Origin of the sequence: Pseudothioclava arenosa, from assembly GCF_002358085.1 — a bacterium.
Taxonomy (GTDB): Bacteria; Pseudomonadota; Alphaproteobacteria; order Rhodobacterales; family Rhodobacteraceae; genus Pseudothioclava; species Pseudothioclava arenosa.
This window is the reverse complement of the sequence record NZ_NTJD01000003.1, coordinates 1-26760: the sequence shown is the minus strand read 5'-3', so window position 1 is coordinate 26760 and position 26760 is coordinate 1. Positions and strand designations below refer to the sequence as shown.

Annotated in this window: 26 protein-coding genes; 7 read left to right on the top strand and 19 right to left on the bottom strand. The window is 65.1% G+C overall.

Annotated features, from left to right (window positions below):
- Positions 1-46: 46 nt before the first annotated feature.
- The 3 genes from CLN94_RS04345 to CLN94_RS04335 form a co-directional block, all read right to left on the bottom strand.
- Positions 47-925 (bottom strand): TIGR01459 family HAD-type hydrolase, encoded by an 879-nt coding sequence (locus CLN94_RS04345; protein WP_096431555.1) that lies wholly within the window; start codon positions 923-925, stop codon positions 47-49.
- A gap of 172 nt (positions 926-1097) precedes the next feature.
- Positions 1098-2018 carry a manganese-dependent inorganic pyrophosphatase gene (locus tag CLN94_RS04340; RefSeq protein WP_096431553.1) on the bottom strand — a complete coding sequence of 307 codons (921 nt, stop codon included), beginning with the start codon at positions 2016-2018 and terminating at the stop codon, positions 1098-1100.
- Between the two features lie 92 nt (positions 2019-2110).
- Positions 2111-3118, bottom strand: a complete 1008-nt coding sequence (locus CLN94_RS04335) for a TraB/GumN family protein (protein ID WP_245845092.1) — start codon at positions 3116-3118, stop codon at positions 2111-2113.
- A gap of 203 nt (positions 3119-3321) precedes the next feature.
- Between CLN94_RS04335 and groES the strand changes: the two genes are divergently transcribed.
- Both groES and groL read left to right on the top strand, forming a co-directional pair.
- Complete coding sequence (gene groES, locus CLN94_RS04330) at positions 3322-3609, top strand: co-chaperone GroES (protein ID WP_096431549.1); 288 nt, start codon at positions 3322-3324, stop codon at positions 3607-3609.
- Positions 3610-3657: 48 nt separating this feature from the next.
- The gene (groL, locus tag CLN94_RS04325) at positions 3658-5295 is read left to right on the top strand and encodes a chaperonin GroEL (RefSeq protein WP_096431547.1); all 1638 of its coding nucleotides are present in this window, start codon (positions 3658-3660) and stop codon (positions 5293-5295) included.
- Between the two features lie 139 nt (positions 5296-5434).
- Here groL and CLN94_RS04320 read toward each other — a convergent pair whose 3' ends face one another.
- From CLN94_RS04320 to CLN94_RS04290, 7 genes are all read right to left on the bottom strand, one after another.
- Positions 5435-5782 (bottom strand): H-type lectin domain-containing protein, encoded by a 348-nt coding sequence (locus CLN94_RS04320; RefSeq protein WP_096431545.1) that lies wholly within the window; start codon positions 5780-5782, stop codon positions 5435-5437.
- Positions 5783-5880: 98 nt separating this feature from the next.
- Complete coding sequence (locus tag CLN94_RS04315) at positions 5881-6279, bottom strand: F0F1 ATP synthase subunit epsilon (RefSeq protein WP_096431543.1); 399 nt, start codon at positions 6277-6279, stop codon at positions 5881-5883.
- 12 nt (positions 6280-6291) lie between these two features.
- On the bottom strand, positions 6292-7710 hold the full coding sequence (gene atpD / locus CLN94_RS04310) for a F0F1 ATP synthase subunit beta (protein WP_096431541.1): 1419 nt from the start codon (positions 7708-7710) through the stop codon (positions 6292-6294).
- Positions 7711-7729: 19 nt separating this feature from the next.
- Positions 7730-8605 (bottom strand): F0F1 ATP synthase subunit gamma, encoded by an 876-nt coding sequence (locus CLN94_RS04305; protein ID WP_096431539.1) that lies wholly within the window; start codon positions 8603-8605, stop codon positions 7730-7732.
- Positions 8606-8626: 21 nt separating this feature from the next.
- Positions 8627-10156, bottom strand: coding sequence for a F0F1 ATP synthase subunit alpha (gene atpA / locus CLN94_RS04300; RefSeq protein ID WP_096431537.1), 1530 nt, complete (start codon positions 10154-10156; stop codon positions 8627-8629).
- Positions 10156-10716 (bottom strand): F0F1 ATP synthase subunit delta, encoded by a 561-nt coding sequence (locus tag CLN94_RS04295; protein WP_096431535.1) that lies wholly within the window; start codon positions 10714-10716, stop codon positions 10156-10158. Before CLN94_RS04295 ends, atpA begins: the two co-directional genes overlap by 1 nt.
- A 304-nt stretch (positions 10717-11020) precedes the next feature.
- Complete coding sequence (locus tag CLN94_RS04290; RefSeq protein WP_096431533.1) at positions 11021-11779, bottom strand: class I SAM-dependent methyltransferase; 759 nt, start codon at positions 11777-11779, stop codon at positions 11021-11023.
- Between the two features lie 61 nt (positions 11780-11840).
- On the opposite strand from CLN94_RS04290, the gene gloB reads away from it, so the two are divergent.
- The 3 genes from gloB (at position 11841) to clpA (ending at position 16477) form a co-directional block, all read left to right on the top strand.
- Positions 11841-12611 carry a hydroxyacylglutathione hydrolase gene (gloB, locus tag CLN94_RS04285; RefSeq protein ID WP_096431531.1) on the top strand — a complete coding sequence of 257 codons (771 nt, stop codon included), beginning with the start codon at positions 11841-11843 and terminating at the stop codon, positions 12609-12611.
- Between the two features lie 71 nt (positions 12612-12682).
- Complete coding sequence (locus tag CLN94_RS04280) at positions 12683-13978, top strand: HPP family protein (protein ID WP_096431529.1); 1296 nt, start codon at positions 12683-12685, stop codon at positions 13976-13978.
- A 177-nt stretch (positions 13979-14155) separates the two neighbouring features.
- The gene (gene clpA / locus CLN94_RS04275) at positions 14156-16477 is read left to right on the top strand and encodes an ATP-dependent Clp protease ATP-binding subunit ClpA (protein WP_096431527.1); all 2322 of its coding nucleotides are present in this window, start codon (positions 14156-14158) and stop codon (positions 16475-16477) included.
- A gap of 135 nt (positions 16478-16612) precedes the next feature.
- On the opposite strand, the gene CLN94_RS04270 is transcribed toward clpA, so the two are convergent.
- From CLN94_RS04270 to CLN94_RS04260, 3 genes are all read right to left on the bottom strand, one after another.
- Complete coding sequence (locus CLN94_RS04270; RefSeq protein ID WP_096431525.1) at positions 16613-17992, bottom strand: peptidoglycan -binding protein; 1380 nt, start codon at positions 17990-17992, stop codon at positions 16613-16615.
- Between the two features lies 1 nt (position 17993).
- The gene (locus CLN94_RS04265) at positions 17994-19190 is read right to left on the bottom strand and encodes a biopolymer transporter ExbB (protein WP_096431523.1); all 1197 of its coding nucleotides are present in this window, start codon (positions 19188-19190) and stop codon (positions 17994-17996) included.
- Positions 19191-19254: 64 nt separating this feature from the next.
- Positions 19255-19788 (bottom strand): gamma-glutamylcyclotransferase, encoded by a 534-nt coding sequence (locus CLN94_RS04260; RefSeq protein ID WP_096431521.1) that lies wholly within the window; start codon positions 19786-19788, stop codon positions 19255-19257.
- Positions 19789-19852: 64 nt separating this feature from the next.
- On the opposite strand from CLN94_RS04260, the gene CLN94_RS04255 reads away from it, so the two are divergent.
- A complete protein-coding gene (locus tag CLN94_RS04255; RefSeq protein WP_179300227.1) occupies positions 19853-20830 on the top strand; it encodes a DUF2125 domain-containing protein in 978 nt (325 codons plus the stop codon).
- Positions 20831-20833: 3 nt separating this feature from the next.
- On the opposite strand, the gene CLN94_RS04250 is transcribed toward CLN94_RS04255, so the two are convergent.
- Together CLN94_RS04250 and hisC are read right to left on the bottom strand one after the other, a co-directional pair.
- Positions 20834-21760, bottom strand: coding sequence for a prephenate/arogenate dehydrogenase family protein (locus tag CLN94_RS04250; RefSeq protein WP_096431517.1), 927 nt, complete (start codon positions 21758-21760; stop codon positions 20834-20836).
- A complete protein-coding gene (hisC, locus tag CLN94_RS04245) occupies positions 21757-22845 on the bottom strand; it encodes a histidinol-phosphate transaminase (protein WP_096431515.1) in 1089 nt (362 codons plus the stop codon). Before hisC ends, CLN94_RS04250 begins: the two co-directional genes overlap by 4 nt.
- A 184-nt stretch (positions 22846-23029) precedes the next feature.
- Between hisC and CLN94_RS04240 the strand changes: the two genes are divergently transcribed.
- Positions 23030-23425, top strand: a complete 396-nt coding sequence (locus tag CLN94_RS04240; protein ID WP_096431513.1) for a hypothetical protein — start codon at positions 23030-23032, stop codon at positions 23423-23425.
- Positions 23426-23496: 71 nt separating this feature from the next.
- Here CLN94_RS04240 and rpsD read toward each other — a convergent pair whose 3' ends face one another.
- From rpsD to CLN94_RS04220, 4 genes are all read right to left on the bottom strand, one after another.
- Positions 23497-24117, bottom strand: coding sequence for a 30S ribosomal protein S4 (gene rpsD, locus CLN94_RS04235; RefSeq protein WP_096431511.1), 621 nt, complete (start codon positions 24115-24117; stop codon positions 23497-23499).
- 275 nt (positions 24118-24392) lie between these two features.
- Positions 24393-25457 (bottom strand): Hint domain-containing protein, encoded by a 1065-nt coding sequence (locus CLN94_RS04230; protein ID WP_096431509.1) that lies wholly within the window; start codon positions 25455-25457, stop codon positions 24393-24395.
- A gap of 195 nt (positions 25458-25652) precedes the next feature.
- Positions 25653-25961, bottom strand: a complete 309-nt coding sequence (locus CLN94_RS04225; protein WP_143598876.1) for a hypothetical protein — start codon at positions 25959-25961, stop codon at positions 25653-25655.
- Positions 25962-26197: 236 nt separating this feature from the next.
- Positions 26198-26638: a glycosyl hydrolase gene (locus CLN94_RS04220; protein ID WP_096431505.1), complete on the bottom strand. Its 441-nt coding sequence runs from the start codon at positions 26636-26638 to the stop codon at positions 26198-26200.
- Positions 26639-26760 lie beyond the last annotated feature (122 nt).

Genomic DNA, 26760 nt, shown 5'->3' with positions numbered 1-26760 from the left:
TAATTTTCGGATGAGCGCCATTTGTCGCAACATTGTTGCGAAGGCGTTACCGAAGGCGCCCGATCGTGTACTGCGGGTCTTGCTGGCGCGCGCGCAGCCAGTCGGCCAGCAACTCGGGCTCGGGGTGGTCGAGATCGGCGCCGAACTGGTCATGCGCCAGCCCGCTGGTGACAAAGAGACAGTCGATCCCTTCGCCCATCGCGCCGGCAACATCGGTGTTGATGCCGTCGCCCACGGCGAGGATGCGCATGTCATCGCCCCCGCCAATCGCCGCAAGGCGCCGCCGCGCGAGGTCGTAGATCGGCGGATGGGGCTTGCCGAAATACATCGCCTGCCCGCCCATCTCTTCGTAAAGCGCCGCCAGCGCGCCCGCGCAATAGATCCGCCGGTCGCCCAGATCGACGACGATATCGGGATTGGCGCAGAGCATCGGCAGACCGCGCGTCTTGGCGGCCAGGAATTTCGGGCGGTAATCCTCGGGGACCTCGTTGATCTCGTCGAAGGGGCCGGTGCAGACGATGCCCTCGGCCTCGTCAAAGGAAACGCGCTCGATGCCGGGCTGGCCCTCCCACTCGGGCGGGATCTCGGAGAAAAAGCCCTCGTCCTTGGCGGGCCCCAAATGCCAGACCTTGCGCCCGACCGCGCCCGCGAACATCGCATCGCGCGCGGCATCGCCCGAAGAGACGATCAGGTCATAGGCGTCGCGCGGCACCCCCATCTTGTCGAGCGTCGCCTGAACGAAGCTCGACGGCCGCGGCGCGTTGGTCAAAAGCACCACGCGCCCGCCGAGCGCGCGGAAATACTGCAGCGCATCGACCGCCTCGGGAAAGGGCTTCACGCCATTATGCAGGCAGCCCCAGAGGTCGCAGAAGAGCACGTCATAAGGGGCGGCGATATCGGCGAGCGAGTCGATGATGCGGGTCATGCGGGGCCTCAAAGTTTTGAAAACGCGGCGGGTCTTGCAGCCGCATCCCATGATTTCATGCAGGCTGTATGACACGCGCCCCGGCAAAGGCAAAGCCCCGCGACCGGGCACGCGCCAAAGAAAAGGGGCGGAGGTTTCCCCCGCCCCGATCCGATTTCGCGATGCGGAAGGATCAGACCTTCAGCGCCGGAATGATCTGTTTCTTGCGGCTCATGACGCCCGGCAGAACGACGGTGTCGCCCGAAACGGTGCAGCCGAACGAGGCCTCGGCGATCTTCTTCACCAGATCGTTCGGGACCAGCAGCGTGGCTTCCTCGTTCAGGATGTCGACCACGAACAGGAGCACCTGATCGGCGCCATCCTCTTTCGCGACGCCTTCCATCGAGGCCATCAGGCTGTCCTTGCGGTCAAGGATCAGCTTGGGCGCGGTGGTTTCCAGAACCGAAACGCGCAGCTCGGTGCCGTCGACGTTGTATTCCTTGGAGTCCATGCGCAGCAGTTCCGCATCCGAGAAGGACGACACGTCCGACTTGGCTTCGAACATCGCGGTGGCCAGCTCGTTGATCGAGACGCCGAGGTCGGCGGCCAGCGCCTCGCAGACTTCCTTGTCATGCGCGGTGGTGGTCGGCGAACGGAATTCCAGCGTGTCCGAGAGGATGCACGACAGCATCGCGCCCTTGATCCCGCGCGGAGCCTTGGCGATGTCGGCGCCGATCAGGTCGTACATGATCGTCGCGGTGCAGGCGAGCGGACGGATGGTGATGTCGATCGGGCCCTTGGTTTCCAGGCCGCCGACCAGCTTGTGGTGGTCGATGATCGCGGTGATATCGGCCTTGTTGATGCCCTCGGGAAGTTCCGCCGGGTTGTTGGTGTCAACGATGACGACTTTCTCGCCCTCGGCCACGCCCGAGATGATCTCGGGTTTTTCCAGATCCCAGTGCTTGAGCACGAAGGCGGCCTCGGTGTTGGGCTCGCCCAGCAGCACCGGCGCGGCGGGCACGCCCTGAACGTCGTTCAGATACCAGGCCCAGATGATCGGCGAGCCGGTGGAATCGGTATCGGGGGCCTTGTGGCCGAAAACCTTGGTGGTCATGTTACCCTCGGAAAATTGCGGATTTCGCCGCGCTTATAGGCGAGGCAGGCGGGCTTGTCACCCGCGTTTGCGCAAGCAGAAACAGGGTTTTTCTAGTCGAGGCGAGAGATCGCCCAGCCGCGCGCCTCCAGCATCGCCAGAACCCCGTCGCGCCCCACCAGATGCAGCGCGCCGACAGCGACCAGCACCGGCCCCTCGGTCGCCGCCGCCTCGATCGGGTCGATCCAGTCCCGGTTGCGCCCGACCAGCAACAACTCGTCGGCCTCGGCCAGCTGCGCATCGACCTCTGCGGCGCTCAGCCCGACCTCGGGCGCAAGCTCCCGCGCCAGTTCCGCCCCGATCTCCCAGATCAGCCGGATCCGGCCCTGGAAATACAGCTCGGTCAGGGTGTAGGTCATGTCATCGGCCTGCCCCGCCTGCAACAGCGCAACCCGCAGCCCGGTGATCTCTTCCTCATCAGTCATCTCGCCGAAGAGACGGAAGATCGTGTCCCAGGGCTCCAGCGCGCGCACCGCGATGCCCTGCGCCTCGGCCGATGCGATCAGCCGCGCGTCCAGCCCTTCCTCGCCCCGGTTCAGCTCCTGCAACTGACACGGCGAAACCGCCAGCATCGTCGAGAGAAACCACGGCTCCATCTTGGCGCCAAGGAAAGGCGGGATGCCGCGCGCGGTCAGCTCGGCCGCCAGATGCATCCATTCCACCTCGGGCAGGCGCTCGGGCAGGGTCGGGCCGGTTGAGAACATCGGGCTGCCGGGCTGGCCCATCCGCGCCTTGAGCTGCGCCTCCTCGTCGGGCCCCGCCTCGACCAGAAGCGCGCTGGCCCCGGCGAGGATCGGCGCGAGCCGCTCTTCGAGCGGGGCAAAGCGCGGATCGGGCAGGTGCAAGGTGCCGACCAGCGTCACCTCGGCCCCCGCGCGCGTCGCCCGGAACAGCCGCCCCTCGGGATACGGGCCCACCGCCGCCGCATCCTCGATTGCGGCCACGCGCTCCGGCGCAAACCCTGCCAGAAGATCCTCGCCCAGGCATGCCGCATGCGGCGTCGCAGCGAAGGCCGGGATCAGGAAAGTGGCAAGAAATGCGGACAAAACAAAGGATTTCACAGGGCGCCTCCAGTCAAGTCCCGCCACAGTGTCATGCCGCACCGCCGCGGTAAACCGGCCCCGCCAGACCGAGGAAAAATTTCACGAAAATTTCCGGGTGGCAGTGTTGACTCGTGCCGGGGCAGTCACTACCTCCGGGTCGTTAGCACTCACCAAGCGCGAGTGCTAAAAGCATTCAACCTGGAACCTGAGGGAGACCCCAGATGGCATTCAAACCGCTTCACGACCGCGTTCTGGTCAAGCGCGTTCAATCGGACGAGAAAACCAAGGGCGGGCTGATCATCCCGGACAGCGCCAAGGAAAAACCGGCCGAAGGCGAAGTGATCGCCGTTGGTGAAGGCGCGCGCAAGGACTCGGGCGAGCTGATCGCGCCGGCCGTCAAGGCGGGCGACCGCGTGCTGTTCGGCAAATGGTCGGGCACCGAAGTCACGCTCGAAGGTGAGGAACTCCTCATCATGAAAGAATCCGACATCATGGGCATCATCTCGTAATTCACGAGAACCCACTGTTCTCAAACGACATTTGAAGGAGCCAAAAGAATGGCAGCCAAGGACGTCAAGTTCTCGACCGATGCCCGCGACCGTATGCTCAAGGGCGTCAACATTCTCGCCGACGCCGTGAAAGTCACGCTCGGCCCGAAAGGCCGCAACGTGGTCATCGAAAAATCCTTCGGCGCCCCGCGCATCACCAAGGACGGTGTGTCGGTCGCCAAGGAAGTCGAACTTTCGGACAAGTTCGAAAACATGGGCGCGCAGATGGTGAAAGAAGTCGCCTCGCGCACCAATGACGAAGCCGGCGACGGCACCACCACCGCCACCGTGCTGGCTCAGGCCATCGTGCGCGAAGGCATGAAAGCCGTGGCCGCGGGCATGAACCCGATGGACCTCAAGCGCGGCATCGACCTCGCCACCACGAAAGTGGTCGAGGCGATCAAATCCGCCGCCCGCCCGGTCAGCGGCACCGAGGAAGTCGCCCAGGTCGGCACCATCTCGGCCAACGGCGAAGCCTCGATCGGCCAGCAGATCGCCGAGGCGATGCAGCGCGTCGGCAACGAAGGCGTGATCACCGTCGAAGAAAACAAGGGCATGGAAACCGAGGTTGAAGTCGTCGAAGGCATGCAGTTCGACCGCGGCTACCTCTCGCCCTACTTCGTGACCAACCCCGACAAGATGATCGCGGATCTCGAAGACTGCCTGATCCTGCTCCACGAGAAGAAACTCTCGTCGCTGCAGCCGATGGTCCCGCTGCTCGAAGCCGTGATCCAGTCGCAAAAACCGCTGCTGATCATCGCCGAGGACGTGGAAGGCGAAGCGCTGGCCACCCTCGTGGTCAACAAGCTGCGTGGCGGCCTGAAGATCGCCGCCGTCAAGGCACCGGGCTTCGGTGATCGCCGCAAGGCCATGCTGCAGGACATCGCAATCCTGACCGGCGGCCAGGTGATCTCGGAAGACCTCGGCATGAAGCTGGAAAACGTCGGCATGGACATGCTCGGCCGCGCCAAGAAAGTCACCATCTCGAAAGAGAACACCACCATCGTGGACGGTGCCGGCGACAAGGCCGAGATCGAAGCGCGCGTCGCCCAGATCCGCACCCAGATCGAGGAAACCACCTCGGACTACGACCGTGAAAAGCTGCAGGAACGCGTAGCGAAACTCGCCGGCGGTGTGGCCGTCATCCGCGTCGGCGGCATGACCGAGGTTGAAGTGAAAGAGCGCAAGGACCGCGTTGACGACGCGCTGAACGCGACCCGTGCGGCCGTTCAGGAAGGCATCGTTGTGGGCGGCGGCGTCGCCCTCGTCCAGGCCGGCAAGGTTCTGGCCGAGCTGAAAGGCGAGAACTCGGATCAGGAAGCGGGCATCGCCATCGTGCGCCGCGCGCTCGAAGCTCCGATGCGTCAGATCGCCGAAAACGCTGGCGTCGATGGCGCGGTCGTTGCTGGCAAGGTCCGTGAATCGTCGGATCTGGCCTTCGGCTTCAATGCCCAGACCGAAGAATATGGCGACATGTTCAAGTTCGGCGTGATCGACCCGGCGAAAGTCACCCGCACCGCGCTCGAAGACGCGGCTTCGGTGGCGGGCCTGCTGATCACCACCGAATGCATGATCGCCGAGAAGCCCGAGCCCAAGGCTCCGGCCGGCGGCATGCCCGACATGGGCGGCATGGGCGGCATGATGTAATCTGCCCCCGCAGACACAGGAAAGGGCGCCTCTTGGGGCGCCCTTTTTCATGGGCGCAAGCCGCCCCTTTCATCGAGCCGGAAATACTCCGGGGGTGAATTGGCGCAAGCCAAGAGGGGGCAGCGCCCCCTGCCCCACCTCAGACGTCCCAGTTGTCCTCATGCGCGCAGGGGCCGATCGCCAGCCAGTCCGCGCGCACCCGCGCCACCCGCGTATCGCCCCAGGTCTTGAAGACGATCTCGCAGCCCGTCTCGGTCACCGCAGCGGCAGAAATATCCATCCGCGGATTGTGCTTCTGGTCGATGTCCCACATCGACAGCGAAACCTGCACCACCGGCGGCGCAACGAAGGCCTCCGGAAATGTCACCGTCTTGCGCATCTCGCGCGGGCCTTCGCCCGTCCACATCGCGCCACCATCCTGAAAATCGGAAAACAGCACCATGGAGCCGCGCGCGACACCGACACTGCCGTAGCTCATCTTCATCATGAAAAAATTCCTGCCCTATCGCGGCAAGATTACCCTGCGACACCGCAAAGAAAAAGCCCCGGGAGTGACCCGGGGCCTTCATGTTTCTGTGCTTTCGCTCAGAGGCTCATATGGGTGCCAAGGGCTTCCATATCGGCGAGCATCTTCGCAGCCGCGTCCACGACGGACGGGTGGGCCTCTTCGACGACCTTCTTGGCCGCGGCCACCATCTCGGCGTGGATTTCGGCGGTCATCTCGGCTTTCGGCAGGCCGCGCTCGGCGAGCACGGTGACGCCCGAAGCCTCGACCTGAACGAAACCGCCGGTCACGGCGTAGTCTTCGGTGCCGTTCGGCCCGACGACGACGAGGATGCCCGGCCGCAGCGTTGCGATGAGGGGCGCATGGCCCGCCATCACGGTCAGGTCGCCATCGGCGCCCGGAACCCGGACCTCGGTCACCTGCGCGGAAGCGAGCTTCCGTTCAGGCGAGACGAGATCGAATTGCATCGTATCGGCCATTGGTCAGCCTCCTTACGCCGCAGCGGCGAGTTTCTCGGCTTTCGCGATCACCTCGTCGATGCCGCCAACCATGTAGAAGGCAGCTTCCGGCAGGTGGTCGTATTCGCCGGCCACAACCGCCTTGAACGAGCGGATCGTGTCTTCCAGCGGAACCTGAACGCCGTCCGAACCGGTGAAGACTTTCGCCACGTCGAAGGGCTGCGACAGGAAGCGCTGGATCTTACGAGCACGCGCCACGGTCAGCTTGTCGTCTTCCGAGAGTTCGTCCATGCCGAGGATGGCGATGATGTCCTGCAGCGACTTGTAGCGCTGGAGGATACCCTGCACATCACGGGCGACCTGGTAGTGCTCTTCGCCGACGACGGCCGGATCGAGGATCCGCGAGGTCGAGTCGAGCGGGTCAACCGCCGGGTAGATGCCGAGTTCCGAGATCGCACGCGACAGCACGGTCGTGGCGTCGAGGTGGGCGAACGAGGTAGCCGGCGCCGGGTCGGTAAGGTCGTCGGCCGGAACGTAGATGGCCTGCACCGAGGTGATCGAGCCAGCTTTGGTCGAGGTGATGCGTTCCTGCAGAGCGCCCATGTCGGTCGCCAGCGTCGGCTGGTAGCCCACGGCCGAAGGAATACGGCCGAGAAGCGCCGACACTTCCGAACCCGCCTGGGTGAAGCGGAAGATGTTGTCGACGAAGAACAGAACGTCCGTGCCCGACTGGTCGCGGAACTGTTCGGCGAGCGTCAGACCCGACAGAGCCACACGCATACGCGCGCCCGGCGGTTCGTTCATCTGGCCGTAGACCAGCGCCACTTTCGATTTTTCCAGATCGTCCGGAACGATAACGCCCGATTCGATCATCTCGTGGTAAAGGTCGTTGCCTTCACGGGTCCGTTCACCAACACCCGCGAACACCGAGAAGCCCGAGTGCACTTTGGCGATGTTGTTGATCAGTTCCATGATCAGAACGGTCTTGCCCACGCCAGCGCCGCCGAACAGGCCGATCTTACCGCCCTTCGAGTAGGGGGCGAGAAGGTCGATGACCTTGATCCCGGTCGCGAGGATTTCCGAAGCAGTCGACTGCTCGGCGAAATCCGGGGCCGGCTGGTGGATGGCGCGGTGCTCGGTCGCGTTGACCGGGCCCTTTTCGTCCACCGGCTCGCCGATGACGTTCAGGATGCGGCCCAGCGTCGCGTTGCCGACCGGCACCGAGATCGGGGCGCCGGTGTCGACCACTTCAGCGCCGCGCACGAGGCCTTCGGACGCGTCCATCGCGATGGTGCGGACAGTGTTTTCGCCAAGGTGCTGAGCCACTTCAAGGACCAGCGTCTTGCCGTTGTTGGTGGTGGTAAGCGCGTTGAGAATCGCCGGGAGGCCGCCTTCGAACTGGACGTCCACGACGGCGCCGATGACCTGGGTCACTTTGCCTTTGCTTGCCATTTTCGTTTCTCCGATTCCGTCAGAGCGCCTCGGCGCCCGAAATGATTTCGATGAGCTCGTTGGTGATCACGGCTTGACGCGAGCGGTTGAACTCGATCGTCAGCTTGTCGATCATCTCGCCCGCGTTGCGGGTCGCGTTGTCCATGGCCGACATCTGGGCGCCGTTGAAGGACGCGTTGTTTTCCAGAAGCGCGGCAAAGAGCTGAGTCGCGACACCACGGGGAAGCAGGTCCGCCAGGATCTCTTCCTCGCTGGGTTCGTAGTCGTAGACCGCCGAGGCGCCAGCCCCGTCAGCCTGCTCGAACGCAGCCGGAATGATCTGTTTCGCGGTCGGAACCTGAGAGATCACGCTCTCGAACACCGAGTAGAAGATCGTCGCCACATCGAATTCGCCCGCTTCGAAACGGCCGAGGATGTCGCGCGCGATATCCTGCGCGTTGTTGTATCCGAGCTTCTTGACCTCCGAGAGATCGACATGGGCGATGAAATACTGCCCTAGGTCACGACGCAGCGCGTCGCGGCCCTTTTTGCCGACGGTGAGGATCTTCACCGTCTTGCCTTTGGCCAGCAGTTCGTTCGCCTTCACGCGGGCCAGCTTGGCGATGTTCGCGTTGAACCCGCCGCACAGACCACGCTCGCCGGTCATCACCACCAAGAGGTGGGTCTGATCCGAGCCCGTCCCGGCCAGAAGCCGGGGCGCGCTATCGGAGCCGCCCACCGAGGCTGCGAGCCCCGACATGACGGCCGTCATGCGCTCGGCGAAGGGCCGGGCGCTTTCGGCGGCTTCCTGGGCGCGACGGAGTTTAGCCGCCGCGACCATCTGCATCGCCTTCGTGATCTTGCGAGTGTTTTTAACACTCGTGATCCGGTTTTTTAGGTCCTTAAGGCTGGGCATGTCCCTGTCCTTTCAGGCGGCTCAAGCGAAGGTCTTGGCGAACTCTTCGATCGCGGCTTTCAGCTTGTCCGCGTCGGCGCCTTTGATCTTCGGATCGTCGTTGGTCAGCCACTCAAGAATGTCCTTGCGGTTGGTCCGCAGGTGGTTGAGCAGGCCTTTTTCCCAGCGACCGACGTCCTTGACCGCAACGCGATCGAGGAAGCCGTTGGTGCCGGCGAAGATGACAGCCACGATTTCCGCGTTGGTCAGCGGCGAGTACTGCGGCTGCTTCATCAGCTCGGTCAGGCGCGCACCGCGGTTCAGCAGTTTCTGCGTCGCGGCGTCGAGGTCCGAACCGAACTGCGCGAAGGCGGCCATCTCGCGGTACTGAGCGAGTTCCAGTTTCACCGGACCGGCGACCGACTTCATCGAGTTGGTCTGGGCCGACGAACCCACGCGCGACACCGACAGACCGGTGTTAACGGCCGGGCGGATACCCTGGTAGAACAGTTCGGTTTCAAGGAAGATCTGACCGTCGGTGATCGAGATCACGTTGGTCGGAATGAAGGCCGACACGTCGCCGCCCTGGGTTTCGATGACCGGCAGAGCGGTCAGCGAGCCAGCGCCGAAGTCTTCGTTCAGCTTCGCCGAACGCTCCAGCAGGCGCGAGTGCAGGTAGAAAACGTCGCCCGGGTAGGCTTCGCGGCCCGGCGGGCGGCGCAGCAGGAGCGACATCTGACGATAGGCCACGGCCTGTTTCGACAGGTCATCATAGATGATCAGCGCATGGCGGCCCGAGTCGCGGAAGTATTCCGCCATCGCGGTCGCCGAGTAGGGCGCGAGGAACTGCATCGGAGCCGGGTCCGAAGCGGTCGCGGCGATGACGGTGGTGTATTCCATCGCGCCGGCTTCTTCGAGCTTCTTCACCAGCTGCGCCACGGTCGAGCGCTTCTGGCCGACGGCGACGTAGAAGCAGTGGAGCGCTTTTTCCGGGTTCGCGTCGTTGTAGACCTTCTGGTTCAGAATGGTGTCGAGCGCGATCGCGGTCTTGCCGGTCTGACGGTCGCCGATGATCAGCTCGCGCTGGCCACGGCCGACGGGGATCATGGCGTCAACCGACTTGAGGCCGGTCGCCATCGGTTCGTGAACCGATTTCCGCGGAATGATGCCCGGGGCTTTCACGTCGGCGACGCGACGCTCGGTGGCCGCGATCGGGCCTTTGCCGTCCAGCGGGTTGCCGAGGCCGTCGACAACGCGACCCAGCAGGCCTTCGCCAACCGGAACGTCCACGATGGCGTTGGTGCGCTTGACGGTGTCACCTTCTTTGATGTCGCGGTCGGAACCGAAGATAACGATACCGACGTTGTCGACTTCAAGGTTCAGTGCCATCCCACGGATACCACCGGGGAATTCCACCATTTCGCCGGCCTGGATGTTATCCAGCCCGTGGACGCGCGCGATACCGTCGCCAACCGACAGCACGCGGCCGATTTCGGCCACTTGGGCGTCCTGCCCGAAGTTCTTGATCTGCTCCTTGAGGATCGCAGAGATCTCAGCTGCTTGGATGCCCATTATCCAACCTCTTTCATGGCGTTTCTGAGGGAAGCGAGCTTCGACTTGACCGACGTGTCGATCATGCGCGAACCCAGCTTGACGATCATGCCGCCGATGAGGTCTTCATCAACGGCGATATTGAGTTTGACGGATTTGCCCGACTGTTTCGCGAGAGCGGCGGCGAGCTTGTCGGCCTGCTCTTGCGAGAGCGCCGAGGCGGAGGTGACGTCAGCCGTCACTTCGCCTTTCTCCTCGGCGATGGCGTCAGCCAGGGCCTTGAGAAGTTGCGGCAGCGCGAAGAGACGGCGCTTTTGCGCCATCAGCGACAGACCGTTCGCGAGCGAGGCCGACAGCCCCATCTTCGCGACAACGGCGCCAATCGCCTTACCCTGGTCTTCGCGGGAATAGAGCGGCGACGAAATCAGGTCGCGCAGTTCGGGCGACTCGCCCAGCGCGGCGACCAGAGCGTCGACGTCCTTTTCCAGCGCAGCGAGGGCTTTGCCTTCACGTGCGAGTTCAAAAATTGCCGTGGCATAACGCCCGGCGATGGCTGCGGAAATCGAAGCTGGTTCGGACACGTCCACCCTTCCGATGTATTGGCCTCATCCCGAATGAAACTATCCGTTCAGAGGTCTCCCCCGGCGCAAAGCCGTTTCACTTTGCACCGCATATCGGGGCTGCGTGTAGCAGAGCAATCCCCACCTCGCAACCTTCTTGCGCACGTGAATGTGAGGGAAAGACACGCATTTTACCTCCCATAGTGCCGCAACGTCCAAACCACCCGAAAAGTTGAGGCGCTAACGGTCGAAACGGTCCCTTTCGGCCCCTGCGACAGCCCGTCGCGGATACCACCGGAATCGGTTGATTCACCTGACCAATCCGTCAGATCGGATCGGAAACCGGGCGCCCCGCACCTTCGAGGATCGACAGCGGTTTGCGCACCGCCGCCCCCAGTCCGCCGTGGCGTGGCGTGTGGACCTGCTTGGAGACCTCGAGCATCACCACGCCCGCCGCCAAAAGCCCCGAAATCCGCCCTCCCATGCGCTCCCAGAACTGGGCCGAGCGTAGCCAGAAGCGGCGCTGCGAGGGCGGGATGTAGAGCGCCGAGGCATGGCGCTCGGGCACGAAACCCGCGCGGCGCGCCTGCTGGTCGAGTTGCCCAAGCGTGTAGGGCCGACCGAAACCGAAGGGGGTGGATTCGCGCGGCGCCCAGAGGCCTGCGCGGTTCGGCACGATAAAGAGCGCCCGCCCTCCAGGCCCAAGAGCGCGCCAGCATTCCTCCATCAGCGCCTCAGAATTATCCGAGGTTTCGAGCCCGTGCATCACCACCAGACGATCCACCAGCCCGGTCTCGATCGGCCAGCTCGACTCTTCGCAGAGCACTGAAACATTGGGCATCCCGGCAGGCCAGGGCATCACGCCCTGCTGCGCCGGCATCAACCCGATCACGCGGCGCGCATGCGGCAGGTAGGGGCGCAGCAGCGGCACCGCGAAACCGAAGCCAACCACCGTCTGCCCCGCCATCTCGGAGGGCGTCGCGGGCCAAAGCTGCGTCACCCGGTCACGTATTGCCCGCTGCGCCGCACGCCCTAACTGGGTGCGGTAGTAAAAATTGCGCAGGTCCAACACATCCAGATGCATTGCGCGTCGGCTCTCCTTGGGCGAAGCTGCGTGCAGAATAGCTGACAGGACGGAAAACTCCATGCCCGTTGAACTACTTGTCATCCCCTGCCTCACGGATAACTACGCCTATGTCCTGCATGACGCGGCGACCGACACCACAACGGTGATCGACGTTCCCGAGGCGGGCCCCGTGCTCAGCGCCCTGATCGAGCGGGGCTGGAAGGCGACCTATATCCTGATCACCCATCACCACGGCGACCATATCGACGGCGTGCCGATGCTCGAGGCGGCAACCGGCGCGCGGGTGATCGGCGCTGCGGCCGACGCGCACCGACTGCCGCTCCTGTCGCATGAAACCCACCCCGGCGAGATCCTCCCGATCGGGATGGAGCAGGTCGAGGTGCTGGACGCCTCGGGCCATACGCTCGGCCATGTCACCTATCACTTCCCCGAGGCGGGGCTGCTGTTCTCGGGCGACAGCCTGATGAGCTGGGGCTGCGGGCGCCTGTTCGAGGGCAGTCCCGCGCAGATGTTCGCCACGCTCTCGCGCTTTGCCGAGCTGCCCGACACCACGCTGGTCTGTTCGGGCCATGAATATACCGAAGCGAACGGGCGTTTCGCCCTCAGCCTTGAGCCTGACAACCCCGCGCTGCTCAAGCGCATGGACGAGGTCCGCGCGATGCGAGCTGCCGGACGGCCCACGGTGCCGGTGGCACTCTCGGTGGAAAAAGCCACCAACCCGTTCCTGCGCGGCTCCGATCCGGGCCTGCGCGCGGCCCTCGACCTGCCGCCCTCGGCCTCGGCCCTCGACACCTTCACCGAGGCCCGCCGCCGCAAGGACAACTTCTAGGCGCGCAGGCTTGCACGCAGGCCCCACGCTTGCCAGAAAGGGGCACTCTTTATTTGCCCGGCGATCCCGCGATGCCCCTGCCCCGTCTCCTTCCGCCCAAGCTTGGCCGCCAGATCGGCCGCTTCGGTCCGGCCATGGGGCGCCGGCGCTGGCCCGACATTCTGCGCGCGGCCGTCGGCGCGGGGCTTGGTATCCTGATCGTCACCCTGATCGTCGCGGCACAGCCCCGCTCGCTCGAGGCTCAGGTCTACCTCGTGTCCAGCTTTGCCTCGACGGCGGTTCTGCTGTTCGTTCTGCCGAATTCGCCGCTGGCTCAGCCCTGGTCTGCCCTGGTCGGCATGATGGTCTCGGCAGCGGTGCCTGTGGCGGTGCTGGCCTGGGTGCCACCGCCCTGGGCCGACGGGTTGGCCGTTGCCGGGGCCATCATCGCCATGATGGCCCTGCGCGCGCTGCATCCGCCCGCCGCCGGGCTGGCGCTGCTCGCCGTGCTGGAATTCGAGGGCGATCATCCGTTGGGACTGGGATTCGCGATCTTTCCGGTCGGTGTGATCACATTCGGCCTCGTGGTCTTCGCCATCCTCTGGAACAACCTGTTCGGCTCGACCTACCCTGCGCGCCCGGCCTCGCGCGGACGCGACACAGGGCGCGCGGGTGGACGCCGCGGGCTCACGCAGGGCGACCTTGAATCCTTGCTTCTTGAATTCAACCAATCCGCCAATATCGCGCCCGCCGATCTTGCACGCCTGCTGGACGCTGCCGAGGCCCGCGCAGCCGATGCGCTGCTGGCGGGCACGCCAGTTTCAGAGGTGATGACACGCGCGCCGATCACCCTGGCCCCGGAAACCCCGATGACCGAGATCCTGCGCAAGATGGCGCCCCTCGGCCTGCATGCGATGCCGGTTTGCGACAGCGAGGGGCTATATCTGGGCATTCTCGATCAGGACCGGCTGATGCTGCGGCTGGTGGCCGATATCGAGCGGCTGCGCCGCCCGTTCCGCCGCCTCGCGCCCCCCGCCGAGGCCGAGGCGCGCACCCTGATGGACACCGGCGCGTCCCCCGTCGCGCCCGACCTGCCGCTGCGCGCGGTGCTGGAACGACTCTCGCACAGCGAAACCCGGATCGTGCCCGTGACCGAGCGTGGCCGCCTTGTCGGCGTCATTGCGCGCTCGGATATTGTCACTTTTTTGCTCAGTCGCAGTCTCGCCCCGACCGAGGACGAGGCCGCGCGCGTGACAAAAGCCGAGGACGAGCCTCCCTCCCCGGCACCCCAAGAGGCCGAAACCCGCCTGTCCGAGCCCCCGGAAACCGCCTCCGAAGCCTCAAAACAAGCAAAAACTGCGCCCTCAGAGCCCGAAAACAACGGCTGAGCAGCCCGGATGCCACCGAACAGCCGGCATGGCTAGTTTTCAGGCATCACGCGAATGCGCGCAAAAAATCATCAAAAAGGGCTTGAAGCGCGCCGCTTTCCACCGAAGTTTAATTATATGCGGTCAGGATCGGCTCATGGGAGACGCCCCGCTGGCCCTACTGGAAAGGAGCACCACATGCCTTCGTTTTCGACCTCGCTCGAACAAGCCATTCACGGTGCGCTGGCGCTGGCGAACCAGCGCCGTCACGAGCTGGCAACGCTTGAACATCTTTTGCTCGCGCTGATCGACGAGCCCGATGCAAGCCGCGTGATGCGGGCCTGTGGCGTCGATCTTGACGAGTTGCGCCAGACCCTGACCGAATTCATCGAAGAAGACCTCTCGACGCTGATCACCGAGGTCGAAGGCTCCGAGGCGGTGCCGACCGCGGCCTTCCAGCGCGTGATCCAGCGCGCGGCGATCCATGTGCAGAGCTCGGGCCGCTCCGAGGTGACCGGCGCGAATGTGCTGGTCGCGATCTTCGCCGAACGCGAATCGAATGCGGCCTTCTTCCTGCAGGAACAGGATATGACGCGCTATGACGCGGTGAATTTCATCGCGCATGGCGTGGCCAAGGACCCGGCCTTTGGCGAGAACCGGCCCATCACCGGCGCCGACGAAGAGGCCAAGGCCGCCGCCGAGGCGCCGCCGGGCGAGGCCAAGGAATCGGCGCTGTCGAAATACTGCGTGAACCTCAACGAGAAATCGCAAAAGGGCGATATCGACCCGCTGATTGGCCGCGAGGAAGAGGTTGAGCGCTGCGTGCAGGTGCTCTGCCGTCGGCGCAAGAACAACCCGCTTCTGGTGGGCGACCCGGGCGTCGGCAAGACCGCCATCGCGGAAGGCCTCGCGCTGAAAATTACCCGCGGTGAGACCCCCGAGATCCTGTCGAAAACCACGATCTTCTCGCTCGACATGGGCGCGCTTCTGGCAGGCACCCGCTATCGCGGCGATTTCGAGGAGCGGCTGAAGGCCGTCGTCAAGGAGCTGGAGGATCACCCCGACGCGATCCTCTTCATCGACGAGATCCACACCGTGATCGGCGCCGGCGCCACCTCGGGCGGGGCGATGGATGCCTCGAACCTGCTGAAACCCGCGCTGCAGGGCGGCAAGCTGCGCTGCATGGGCTCGACCACCTACAAGGAATTCCGCCAGCATTTCGAAAAGGACCGCGCACTGTCCCGCCGGTTCCAGAAGATCAACGTGAACGAGCCTTCGGTGGGCGACTCGATCAAAATCCTGATGGGGCTCAAACCCTATTTCGAAGAGCATCACGACATCCGCTACACCAATGACGCGATCAAATCGGCGGTGGAGCTGTCGGCGCGCTACATCCACGACCGCAAGCTGCCCGACAAGGCGATCGACGTGATCGACGAGGCCGGTGCGGCGCAGCACCTGTTGACCGAAAGCAAGCGGCGCAAGACCATCGGCGCCAAGGAAATCGAGGCCGTCGTGGCCAAAATCGCCCGCATTCCGCCGAAAAACGTCTCGAAAGACGATGCCGAAGTGCTGCGCGATCTGGAGAAATCGCTCAAGCGCGTTGTCTTCGGCCAGAACGAGGCGATCGAACAGCTGGCCTCGGCGATCAAGCTGGCCCGCGCGGGCCTGCGCGAGCCGGAAAAACCGATCGGCAACTATCTGTTCGCCGGCCCCACCGGCGTTGGCAAGACCGAGGTCGCCAAGCAGCTCGCCAACACGCTGGGCGTCGAACTGATGCGCTTCGACATGTCGGAATACATGGAGAAACACTCGGTCAGCCGCCTGATCGGTGCCCCGCCCGGCTATGTCGGCTTCGACCAGGGCGGGCTCCTGACCGATGGCGTCGACCAGAACCCGCATTGCGTGCTGCTGCTCGACGAGATCGAAAAGGCGCACCCGGACGTGTTCAACATCCTCCTGCAGGTGATGGATAACGGCCGCCTGACCGACCACAACGGCCGCACCGTCGATTTCCGCAACGTGATCCTGATCATGACCTCGAACGCGGGCGCGTCGGAACAGGCCAAGGCCGCCTTCGGCTTTGGTCGCGACCGCCGCGAGGGCGAAGACACCGCCGCGATCGAGCGCACCTTCACCCCCGAGTTCCGCAACCGCCTCGATGCCGTGGTGAGCTTTGCGCCGCTGCCGCGCGAGGTGATCTTGCAGGTGGTCGACAAGTTCGTCCTCCAGCTCGAAGCCCAGCTGATCGACCGCAACGTCCATATCGAGCTCACCCCCGAGGCCGCCAACTGGCTGGCCGAAAAGGGCTATGACGACAAGATGGGCGCTCGCCCCCTCGGTCGGGTCATTCAGGAGCACATCAAGAAACCGCTCGCGGAAGAGCTGCTGTTCGGCAAGCTCACCAAGGGCGGCGTCGTCAAGGTCTCGGTCGCCGATGGCAAGATCGTGCTTGAGGTCGAAGAACCGCAGGCCCGCCGCCTCTCCGGCTCGAAACCCCGGCTTCTGCCTGCAGACTGATTGACGGCAAGACAACAAAGCCGCGCGCCCCCCCTTCGCGCGCGGCTTTTTCATGTCCCCGTCTCCCCCGCCTGCTTTCATCAAGCCCCAAAATACTCCGGGGTGAATGGCCGCAGGCCAGAGGGGCAGCGCCCCTCAGCGTTCCGTCAGCTTCAACTCGATCCGCCGGTTCTGCGCGCGCGCCTCGGCACTGTCGCCCGCGACGATCGGGCGGAACTCGCCAAACCCCGCCGCCGCCAGCCGCTGCGGCGGAAAGCCCAGATCGTTCGTCATGTAGCGCACGACCGACAGCGCGCGGGCCTGGCTCAACTCCCAGTTATCGCGGAACTGCGCCGAGCCCAACAGCGGCTGATCATCGGTGTGGCCATCAACCCGGATGATCCAGTCGATTTCGGGCGGGATCTCGGCGGCGAGATCCTGCAGCAGCGTGGTCACGCGGGCGATCTGGGCGCGCCCCCCGTCCGACAGGTCCGCCGAGCCCGAGGCAAACAGAACCTCGGACGAAAACACGAACCGGTCCCCCACCACCTGAACGCCCTCGCGCCCCGCCAGGATCTGGGACAATCGCCCGAAGAACTCCGAGCGATAACGCTCCAGCTCCTTGGCGCGCACGGCCTCCATCTCGGCCCGCGCGGTCTCGGCCTCGGCGCGCCGTTTCTGTTCCGCCGCCACCTGCGCCAGCGCCGCGTTCAGCTGCGATCCCAACGCCTCGACCTGCACCTTGGCTTCGGCGTCACGCGCCGCCGCCGCATCCAGAACGCCCTGCAACTCGGCGAGCTGCGTGCGCAGCGCGGCGATCTGCTCGTTCAAAAGCGCGACCTTGCGCGCATTCTCGTCGGACATCTCGGTCTGATCGGCCAGCGCCTTCTGCGCCGTGGCCTTCAGTGCCGCCTCGCGCTCGGCCGCGCTCAATTGTTCGGCCAACTGCGTGCTCAGATCCTGCTTGGCAGCCTCCGCCGCAGCCAGAAGCGTCAGCGTCTCCTCGGCCCGCTGCCGCGCCGCCTCCAGCGCCAGCGTCATCGCCGCCAGCTCATCGCCCGAGGCCCTCAGCTTGGCGCGCAGCTCCTCCATATCGGCCACATCAAGGCGCAATTCGGAAATCTCGGCCCGGTCGGCCTCCTGCTGCGACAAGAGCGCGGCCACCTGCGCCTCGAAGGCGGTGATTTTCTGGCCCGCAGCATCCAGCTCGGCCTCGCGGCTTTCCAGCTGCCCGGTCAGCGAGGCAATCAGCTGGCGCTGCACCTCGGCCTTGTCGCGCGCCTCGGCCAGATCGGAATTCAGCGCATCGACCTCGGCCACGCGCAGAGACAGCGCGCCTGCCAGCTCCGCCACCTGCGCCGAAAGCGCGGAGAGCTCGTGCTCCTTGGTGCTCAGCGTGTCGCGCAGCACGGTCTGCACGACCATGAAGATCGTCAGCACGAACATCAGCACCAGCAACAGCGCCGTCATCGCATCGACAAAACCCGGCCAGACCGTCGAGGCGAAACGCTGGCCGTTGCGGCGTGCCAGCGCCATCTCAGCGCTCCTGCGCGTTGCGCGTCAGCACCGCACGGGTGAGGGCCGCGAAATCGTTATGCAACTCGGCCAGGCTTTCCTGCCGCCCCGCCGTCAGCTCCTCAAGCATCCGCAGCATCTGCGTGTCGATCGAGCGCAACCGCATCCGCATTTCGGCCTGAATATCGAACTCATCGCCCGCCTCGGCCATGCGCGCGGCATTGGCCTCAAGCGCTGCGGTCAGCCGCGCCTGCCCCTCGGCCATGCGCTGCAACGCGGCCGCCTGCGCCGAACGCGCCTTGATCTCGGAACCCAGATGATCGGACAGCGCGACGACCCCGTCGGCCAGCCGGTTCAGTCGCTCGTCGGTGGCGATGCGCCCGGCCTCGGTTTCAGCGAAAAGGTCGCGCAGCATCGACATCTGCTCGGCCATGTGGTCGAGGATGCCCGCCACCATCGACTGCTCGCCCTCACCCTCGGCGCCGGTAAAGCTGAGCCGGGTGATCGAGGAAATCCATTCTTCAAGCTCGCGATAAAAGCGGTTCTGGCCATGGGTCACGAAAAGCTCAAGGAGCCCCACGACAAGCGACCCGGCAAGGCCCAGAAGCGACGAGGAAAACGCCGTGCCCATGCCGCCCAACTGCGCCTCAAGCCCGCTCATCAGCTTGTCAAAAACCTGCAAACCGCTTTCGCCCTCTTGCGGGGCGAGCGCGCGGATCGTCTCGACCACGGCCGGAACAGTCGTCGCCAGCCCGTAGAACGTGCCCAGAAGACCAAGGAAAATCAGCAGGTTGGTGACATAGCGCGTGATGTCGCGCGCCTCGTCGATGCGGGTCGCCACAGATTCGAGGATCGAACGCGCCGAGGTCGCCGCGATCTGGCGCCGCCCGCCTTCATGCCCGCCCAAAAGCGCCACCAAGGGCGCGAGGATCGAGGGCGGCAGGTGCTGCGGGCGCCCCGGTCGATCGGCGGCAAACCCCTCGATCCAACTGACCGCCTTGACCAGCTGCACCACCTGCCAGAAGCAGGCCAGCAAACCGACAAAGAACACCGTCAGGATAAACCCGTTCAGCCAGGGATTCGCCAGAAAGATCGGGAAGATGCGGGCATAGGCGAACCAGCCCCCCGCGCCCACCAGCCCCAGCGCAATCAGCATCAGCGTGATCTGGCGCACCGGCTGGGAAAAATGTGTCTCGAACCGCTCGGCCTTGCTACGCATTCCGGCCCTCTTGCTTGGCTGCCCGGGGGCGAGGATAGGCGCGCGCCCGCGCCTTTGCCAAGGCTTAAACCGTCAACGCACGCACACGTTGCACCAGCCAGTCGAGATCGGCATCGCAGACCCCCATCTCGGCCAGATGCGCGGCGGTGTTGAACAGGTAATCGCGGTTCGGTCCGCGCCCGCCCGAGGCCCGCGCGATCACCTGCGCCTGCTCTTCGAGCGAGAGGTTGCAATATTGCGCATGGCTGCGGTCGATCACATAGGTGACCGCCTCAAGCGCCGCGCCATCCTCGGCCTCAAGCGCGATGCGCTGCTCGAAATAGGCGTCGGTAACCAGCTCGCGCGCGCGCAGATCGGCCAGAACGGTCTCCTCTTCGCCGGGGCGCACCGCAAAGGCGACGCCCGAGCAGCTGGCCGCCTCGGCCCGGTCCAGCGCCAGCACCAGCCCGGGCTTTCCGGGCGTGCCGCGATGCACCACCGAGCGCATGCAGAATGAGCGATGCCAACCCTGTGCCCGCGCGCGCAGCTTGCGCTCGGGCACGAAACCCGGGTCCCAAAGCAGCGATCCATAGCCGAAGATCCAGAGACGATCCGTCATTGCGCTTCCCCTTTTCCCTCCCGATGCCTACATCTGCTGCGAGCAGAAGGAAAGGATGCGCGCGATGCGGCGGTTGATCTGGGTGGTCCTGGCCCTTTCGGGGCTTTACGCCGGGTATTGGGCGCTTGGGGCGAAGGCCCTGCGCGGCGGGGCCGAGGCCGCCTTGGTCGAGGTGCGCCGGGCAGGCTGGGGCGATGCGGGCGGGCTGAGCCTTGCGGGCTTTCCCTCGCGCTTCGACCTGACGCTGGACGCGCCGCGCGTGACCGATCCGGCGGGCGCCTTTGAATGGCGCGCGCCTGTCGCGCAGATCCTCGCGCTCAGCTATCAGCCGAACCGCGTGATCTTCTGGGCCCCGCCCGAGCAGGAGCTGCGCCTTGGCGGGCAGGCCTTTACCTTGACCAACACAGACATGCGCGCCTCGGTCGAGGTCGGCCTGAACGAGGCCGCGCCACTGAGCGAAGCGACGCTGGTGATCGAGACGCCCGCGCTGGCCGGGGCCCAGGGCGCCCTGCGCGCCGAGGCCCGGCAACTCCGCGGCGCAATCGCCCTCGCCCCGGCCCAGCCCGAGACGCCCGACGCCCCGGCCTACCGGATCGGGCTTGAACTGCTTGATGCGACCAGCCCCGCGCTCGACGACCCGATCGCGCAGCTCACGCTGGATGCGGTGGTCAGCCTCACGGCGCCGCTTGATCGTCACCTCGCCGAAACCCAGACCCCGCCCCGCCCCGAGCATCTCTCGCTGCGCCGCCTCTATCTGGATTGGGCCGGGAAACGCCTGCTGGTGCAGGGGGAGTTGACGCCGGACGCGGCGGGGTATCCGCAGGGCAAGCTGGTGCTGGAAAGCGCGGAGTGGCGCGACTGGATTGCCACGGCCGAGGCGCAGGGTCTTGTGCCCGCAAAGAACAAGGCGATGCTGCTGGCCGCCGCCGAGAGCCTCGCGCGGCAATCGCCCGACGGGGTGCTGCGGCTGCCTCTGGCGTTTCGCAGCGGAGGGATCTTTTTCGGGCCGCTCGCGCTCGGACCGGCGCCGCGGCTCTGGTAGCGATCAGGCGTCGGACTTGGGCGCGCCTCGGCCGAAATCGGGCGCGTCGGTATCCTGACCGGCCTCGATGATGCCGCGCCGGATAGCGCGGGTGCGCGTGAAATAGTCAAACAGCGCATCGCCATCGCCCATCCGGATCGCGCGTTGTAGCACAAAAAGCTCTTCGGTGAAGCGGCCAAGGATGTCGAGCGTCGCGTCCTTGTTGGTCAGGAACACGTCGCGCCACATCGTCGGGTCCGAAGCCGCGATGCGGGTAAAATCGCGGAACCCCGAGGCCGAATATTTGATGACCTCTTCATGGGTGACGCGGCGCAGGTGATCGGCCACGCCTACCATCGTGTAGGCGATCAGGTGCGGCGTGTGCGAGGTGACCGCCAGCACGAGGTCATGGTGCCCCGCCTCCATCTGGTCGACATTGGCCCCCATCGCCTCGATGAAGCTGCGCAGACGCTGGACCGCCTCGGGGTCGGTGCCCTCGGGCGGGGTCAAGAGCCACCAGCGGTTGACGAAGAGCGTCGCAAAGCCCGAGCGCGGCCCCGAATGCTCGGTGCCAGCCAGCGGGTGGCCCGGAATAAAATGCACGCCCTCGGGCAGATGCTGGCCAACGGCCTCGATCACCGCCTGCTTCACCGAGCCGACGTCGGTCACGGTCGCGCCCGGCGCCAGATGCGGGGCAACCTCGGCGGCGACATCGGCCATCGCGCCCACGGGCACGCAGAGCACCACCAGATCGGCGTCCTTCACGGCTTCGGCGGCGGTCTCGAACACTTCCGACACCAGCCCGATTTCCAGAGCGGTCTCGCGCGTCTCGCGCGAGCGGGCATGGCCCACGACCTCGCCAGCCAGATCCTTCCACTTCACCGCATGCGCGATCGACGAGGCGATCAGCCCCAGCCCGATCAGCGCGACGCGGTTGTAGACCCGGCTCATGCCCCGCCCGCCTTGAACACGCCGATCAGATGCGCGACGCGGCGGCATGACGGTTCATCGCCGACGGTGATGCGCAGGCAATGCGGCAGGTTGTAGCCGCCGACGCGGCGCACGATGATGCCTTCGGATTTCAGGTAATCGTCGCAGGCCTCGGCCTCTTCGGCCGAGCCGAAGCGCGCCAGCACGAAATTCGCCGTCGAGGTGTCCGAAGGCACGCCCTTCTCGGCCAGCGCCTCGGCGAGGATACCGCGCAGGCGCATGTTCTCGTCGCGGCATTTCTTGACGTAATCCTGATCGCGCACGGCCGCCTCGGCGGTCTCGAGCTGCGCCGTCGACAGGTTGAACGGCCCGCGAATGCGGTTGAGCACGTCGATCACGTCCTGCGCGCCATAGCCCCAGCCGATGCGCAGCCCGCCCAGCCCGTAGATCTTGGAGAAGGTCCGGGTCATGAACACGTTGGGCAGCCGCGTCGCAAGCTCCGCGCCGCCGTCATAGCCCTCGACATATTCGGCATAGGCGCCATCGACGACCAGAAGCGCGCCTTTCGGCAGGCCATTGGCCAGACGCTCCAGCTCGGCCAGGCCGATCATCGTGCCGGTCGGGTTGTTCGGGTTGGCGATGAACACCAGCTTGGTCTTTTTCGTGCAGGCCGCGAGGATCGCATCGACATCGGTCGTGCGCTCGCGCTCGGGCACCGAAACCGGCGTGCCGCCCGCCGCATAGGTCGAGATCCGATACATCAGGAACCCGTGCTCGGTGAACACCACCTCATCGCGCGGGCCGACATAGGCCTGACAGAGGAAGTGGATGATCTCGTCCGAGCCGACGCCACAGATGATCCGCGCCGGGTCAAGCCCGTGCACATCGCCAATCGCCTGCCGCAGGCTGGCGTGATCGGTATTCGGATAGCGATGGAGCGAATGCACCGCGCGCGAAAACGCCTCGCGCGCCTTGTCGGAGGCACCGAAGGGGTTTTCATTCGACGACAGTTTGATCGCATCCGTGCGCCCGGGCACATGCGCCTGGCCGCCCTGATAGAGAGCGATCTCCATGATGCCGGGTTGGGGTTTGATCGAACTGGCCATGAGACACTCCTCGCAACTCCGCGCTTTCTAGCGAGCGCCGCGCGCCAATGCCAGCGCAAGTTGCACCCCGCGATTGGATAAAGCTTTAGCGAAACGCGCGATTTCAACCGGCGCACTGCCCGCTTGGAGCCACATTCCAAACGAGACTCAAGCAGGTCCATGCCCGTCCCGATCGGAGGCCTCCATGCACCGTCGCCGCTTCCTCATCTGCGCAAGCTTCGCGCTTGTCAGCGCCGCCCCCGCTCATGCCGCGATCTCCCCGCTCGAACGGATATGGCACGAAAGCCCGCGGGTGCTGCGCCACACGCTCAAGCGCAAGCTCACCCTCTCAGAGCTCTATTTCGGCGAAATCGACGGGCTCTGGACCCGCGCGACCGACCGCGGCCTGCGCCGCGCCGCCGACCGCATTCTGCTCAAGCAAGACAGCGGATTTCGCCCCGACCTGCGCCGCGCCGCGGGCATCCGCAGCTTCTTCGACGCGCTTGCCAATGGCGATCTCGACCGCGCCCTGTTCCCCGGCGAGGCCCTGAAAAACCGCGACGGCGCGCGCTGGTACGAAGGCCATTTCGGCCGTTCCTGACACCCGCACCCGCAACGCAAAAGGCCGCCCAACCGGGCGGCCTTTCGTGTCTGTCGGCGAAGACTGAAGGATCAGTTCTTCGCGTAGAATTCGACGACCAGGTTCGGTTCCATCATGACCGGGTACGGCACGTCCGACAGCGAGGGCGTGCGCACGAAGGACGCGGTCATTTTCGAGTGGTCGACATCGAGGTAGTCCGGCACGTCACGCTCGGCCGACTGGGCGGCTTCGAGCACGATGGCGAGCTGCTTCGAGCGGTCACGAACGGCGATCACGTCGCCTTCCTTGACGCGGTACGACGGGATGTTCACGCGCTTGCCGTTCACGGTCACGTGGCCGTGGTTCACGAACTGGCGGGCGGCGAAGACGGTCGGCACGAATTTCGCGCGGTACACGATCGCGTCGAGGCGGCGCTCGAGCAGACCGATCAGGTTTTCACCGGTGTCGCCCTTCACACGCTCGGCTTCGGCGTAGATGCGGCGGAATTGCTTTTCGGTCAGGTCGCCGTAGTAGCCTTTCAGCTTCTGCTTGGCGCGCAGCTGGGTACCGAAGTCCGACAGCTTGGCCTTGCGGCGCTGGCCGTGCTGGCCCGGGCCATATTCGCGGCGGTTCACCGGCGACTTGGCGCGGCCCCAGATGTTTTCGCCCATGCGGCGGTCGATTTTGTACTTGGCAGACGTGCGTTTGGTCACGGCTGATCTCCTTCTTAGCGTTTCGAAGGGCGTTGTCCTTTCCCCCGACACCTTGGCCACAGGGCCCCGCAGGCATCTTCGGGCGACAGGTTTCCCCTTGCGGGGTCCACCAACACCAATGAATACCCCGGGCCGCGTCGCCGCATCCCGGGATGGCGGGCTTATACAGCCCACCAACCGGGAGTCAACACCCGCCCCTTTCATCGAGCCAAAAATACTCCGGGGTGAATGGCCGCAAGGCCAGAGGGGCAGCGCCCCTGCCCCGCGACAGCCCCTCAGGCCGCCAGATCGTGGCGCAGGATCGCCGCCTCGGGTGCGCTCAGCGCGCGGCGCGCATAGGCGCCATAGCTCAGCGGATCTTCGGCGATCCCGGGCAATATCCGCAGCAGCCCCGCGCGCTGGTCCTCGGCGATCAGTTCAAGCGCGGTCGAGGCGGGGTGGAAGCTCTCAGTCGCCAGCCCGTTCGCCCAGATCACCTGATGCCGCTCCAGCAAGAGATGGATGTAATGCACCTCGGACAGGCCCGGCTCGACCCGGACCGAGCGCCCGTTGATCAGGTCGCTGGCCTGCACCAGCACTTCGGAGTCGTTGAACAACGCCTGCGCGGCCGGTCCGCGCACCAGCATCCGGTGCTGCGGCGAGACCAGCAGATCGCGCTCGGGCTCGTCCAGACCAAAGGCGCCCGCACGGATGCGGATCGGGCGCAGATGCTGCAGGGTATACAGCCGCGCCCCCGACATCCGCCGCTGCCCCATCCAGAGCACCTCTTGCGGGCCGTCATCGCGCGTCGCCACCCGGTCGCCCGGACGCAGCGCCTCGACCGGGCGCGGCCCCTCGGGTGTCGCAATCATCGTCCCCGGCGTGAAACAGATCACCCCCGGCTCGGGCAGGCGCAGCTGGCGCGGACGCGGATCGAGCGTGCGATCGACAACCCAGAGGTCGCAATCGCTCGGCGGGATCGCCCCCACGAACATCAGCAGCCGCGCCGCCACATCCGGCAGCTCGATCAGCGAGACCACGTAGATCCGAAACCCGTCGGTGACCGAAAAGCTCTGTTCGGGAATGGCGGCGTCATCCTCGGGCGCGGCGTCGGGCTGGCCACCCTGCACCGCCATGCCCATCAGCCGCCCCACCATGCGCGCCGCCCGCGCACGCAACGCAGCCTCGCCCTTGGCATTTTGCAAGATCAGGTAATCGTTGGGGCCGTCGACGCGCACCGCCTGGCCCCACCAGCGCCAACAGGCTCCGACCCTGACATCCGCAACCGGCGCGCCAACCGCGCCATCGAGTTCCGTCTGAGCCCATGAAATGACAAACGTGCCCTGATAGCCCGTTTTCATTGCCTGTATGTCCCGCCTCATTTTTGTGGATCTTGAGATCCTTGATTAAGGGAACGCTAGCATGGGTGATTCGGCTTGTGAATCCCCTTTGTCGCAAAATCTTGGAGCTTCGGACGCAGCACCCACCAGACGCTGCGCCAAACGCGAACGGGCGAGCCCCTCGGCCCGCCCCTTCGCAGTCGATACGATCGTGGTTCAGCGCTTGTAGCAGCGCGACTTGGTGCCGAAACCGGCCGGCGAGCACACCCAGCTGCCATGCCCGACCGGGGTGGCAGAGGCCAGCACCGGCTGCGTGTCGGACTTGGCCTTGGTGTTACGCTTGGCGAGCCAGTCGAACCGGGCCTCGCCCTTGCCGGCCACCGACTTCGCCGCAAGGCGAACCGGCGACAGGGCAATCACCCCGGTCTGCTCAGCCTTGGCCGGCGCCACCGGGGCGGCGATTGCAATCGCTGCGGCAACCAGAGTCACCACGCTCACGTGCTTGATCATTCCGAGTTTGGACATTTCGCTCCGCCTCAAGTTACGATCCGGTGCCATTCCTCTCGCACGAGACATGGCGCTCTCATTAGCTCCGGGAATGGTAAAAACTTTTCTACCCGTCAAGAGCGTCGTGAGCGGGGCGGAATTGGGGCAACAATGGGGCGAGAAAAGATCAGGCCGCGCGCGGAGATTTTTCCGCGCGCGGCCAATAGGTTAGTGAAGCTGACCAGACTCGGCGAATTTTTGCCAAGTTTTATTGGTCATTTCAGGATCTGGTTCTTCACACGCCAGTCGGGCATCCCGAAGCCTTCCGGCCACGGATAGACCTCGGGGTAGTTGAAGTAGGACACGCCGACGAGGTTGGGATATTCGGCCTTTTCCTGACGGACCGAGTTCTCCCACATCTTGACGTAATCTTCCTTGCCGACATAGCCGAGCTCGGCCACCACGACCGGCTTGCCGAACGAGGCGGCGCGCTCGTAGCGCGGACCAAAGATCTCGTCGAAGGTCCGGTCATGGCCGAACTTCGCCTGATCCCAGGCCTGCAGCCCAAAGACCGACACGCCCACCAGATCGACATAATCGTCGCCGGGGTAATACTCTTCCATCCCCTCGTCACCGAGTGGCGACCACATCACGGTGATATTCGGCGCCGAGGCCCGGCACACGTCGATCATCTTGCGATAGGCAGCGATGGGCATTGTTGCAGAACTCTGGCTGCGAAGGATTCACATCGCGAATCCATGCAGTTAGACGCGTGGTATGAGCAAGCCCAAGCCCGCCCGCTATCGCACGACGAACTGGTCCGACTACAACGCTGCGC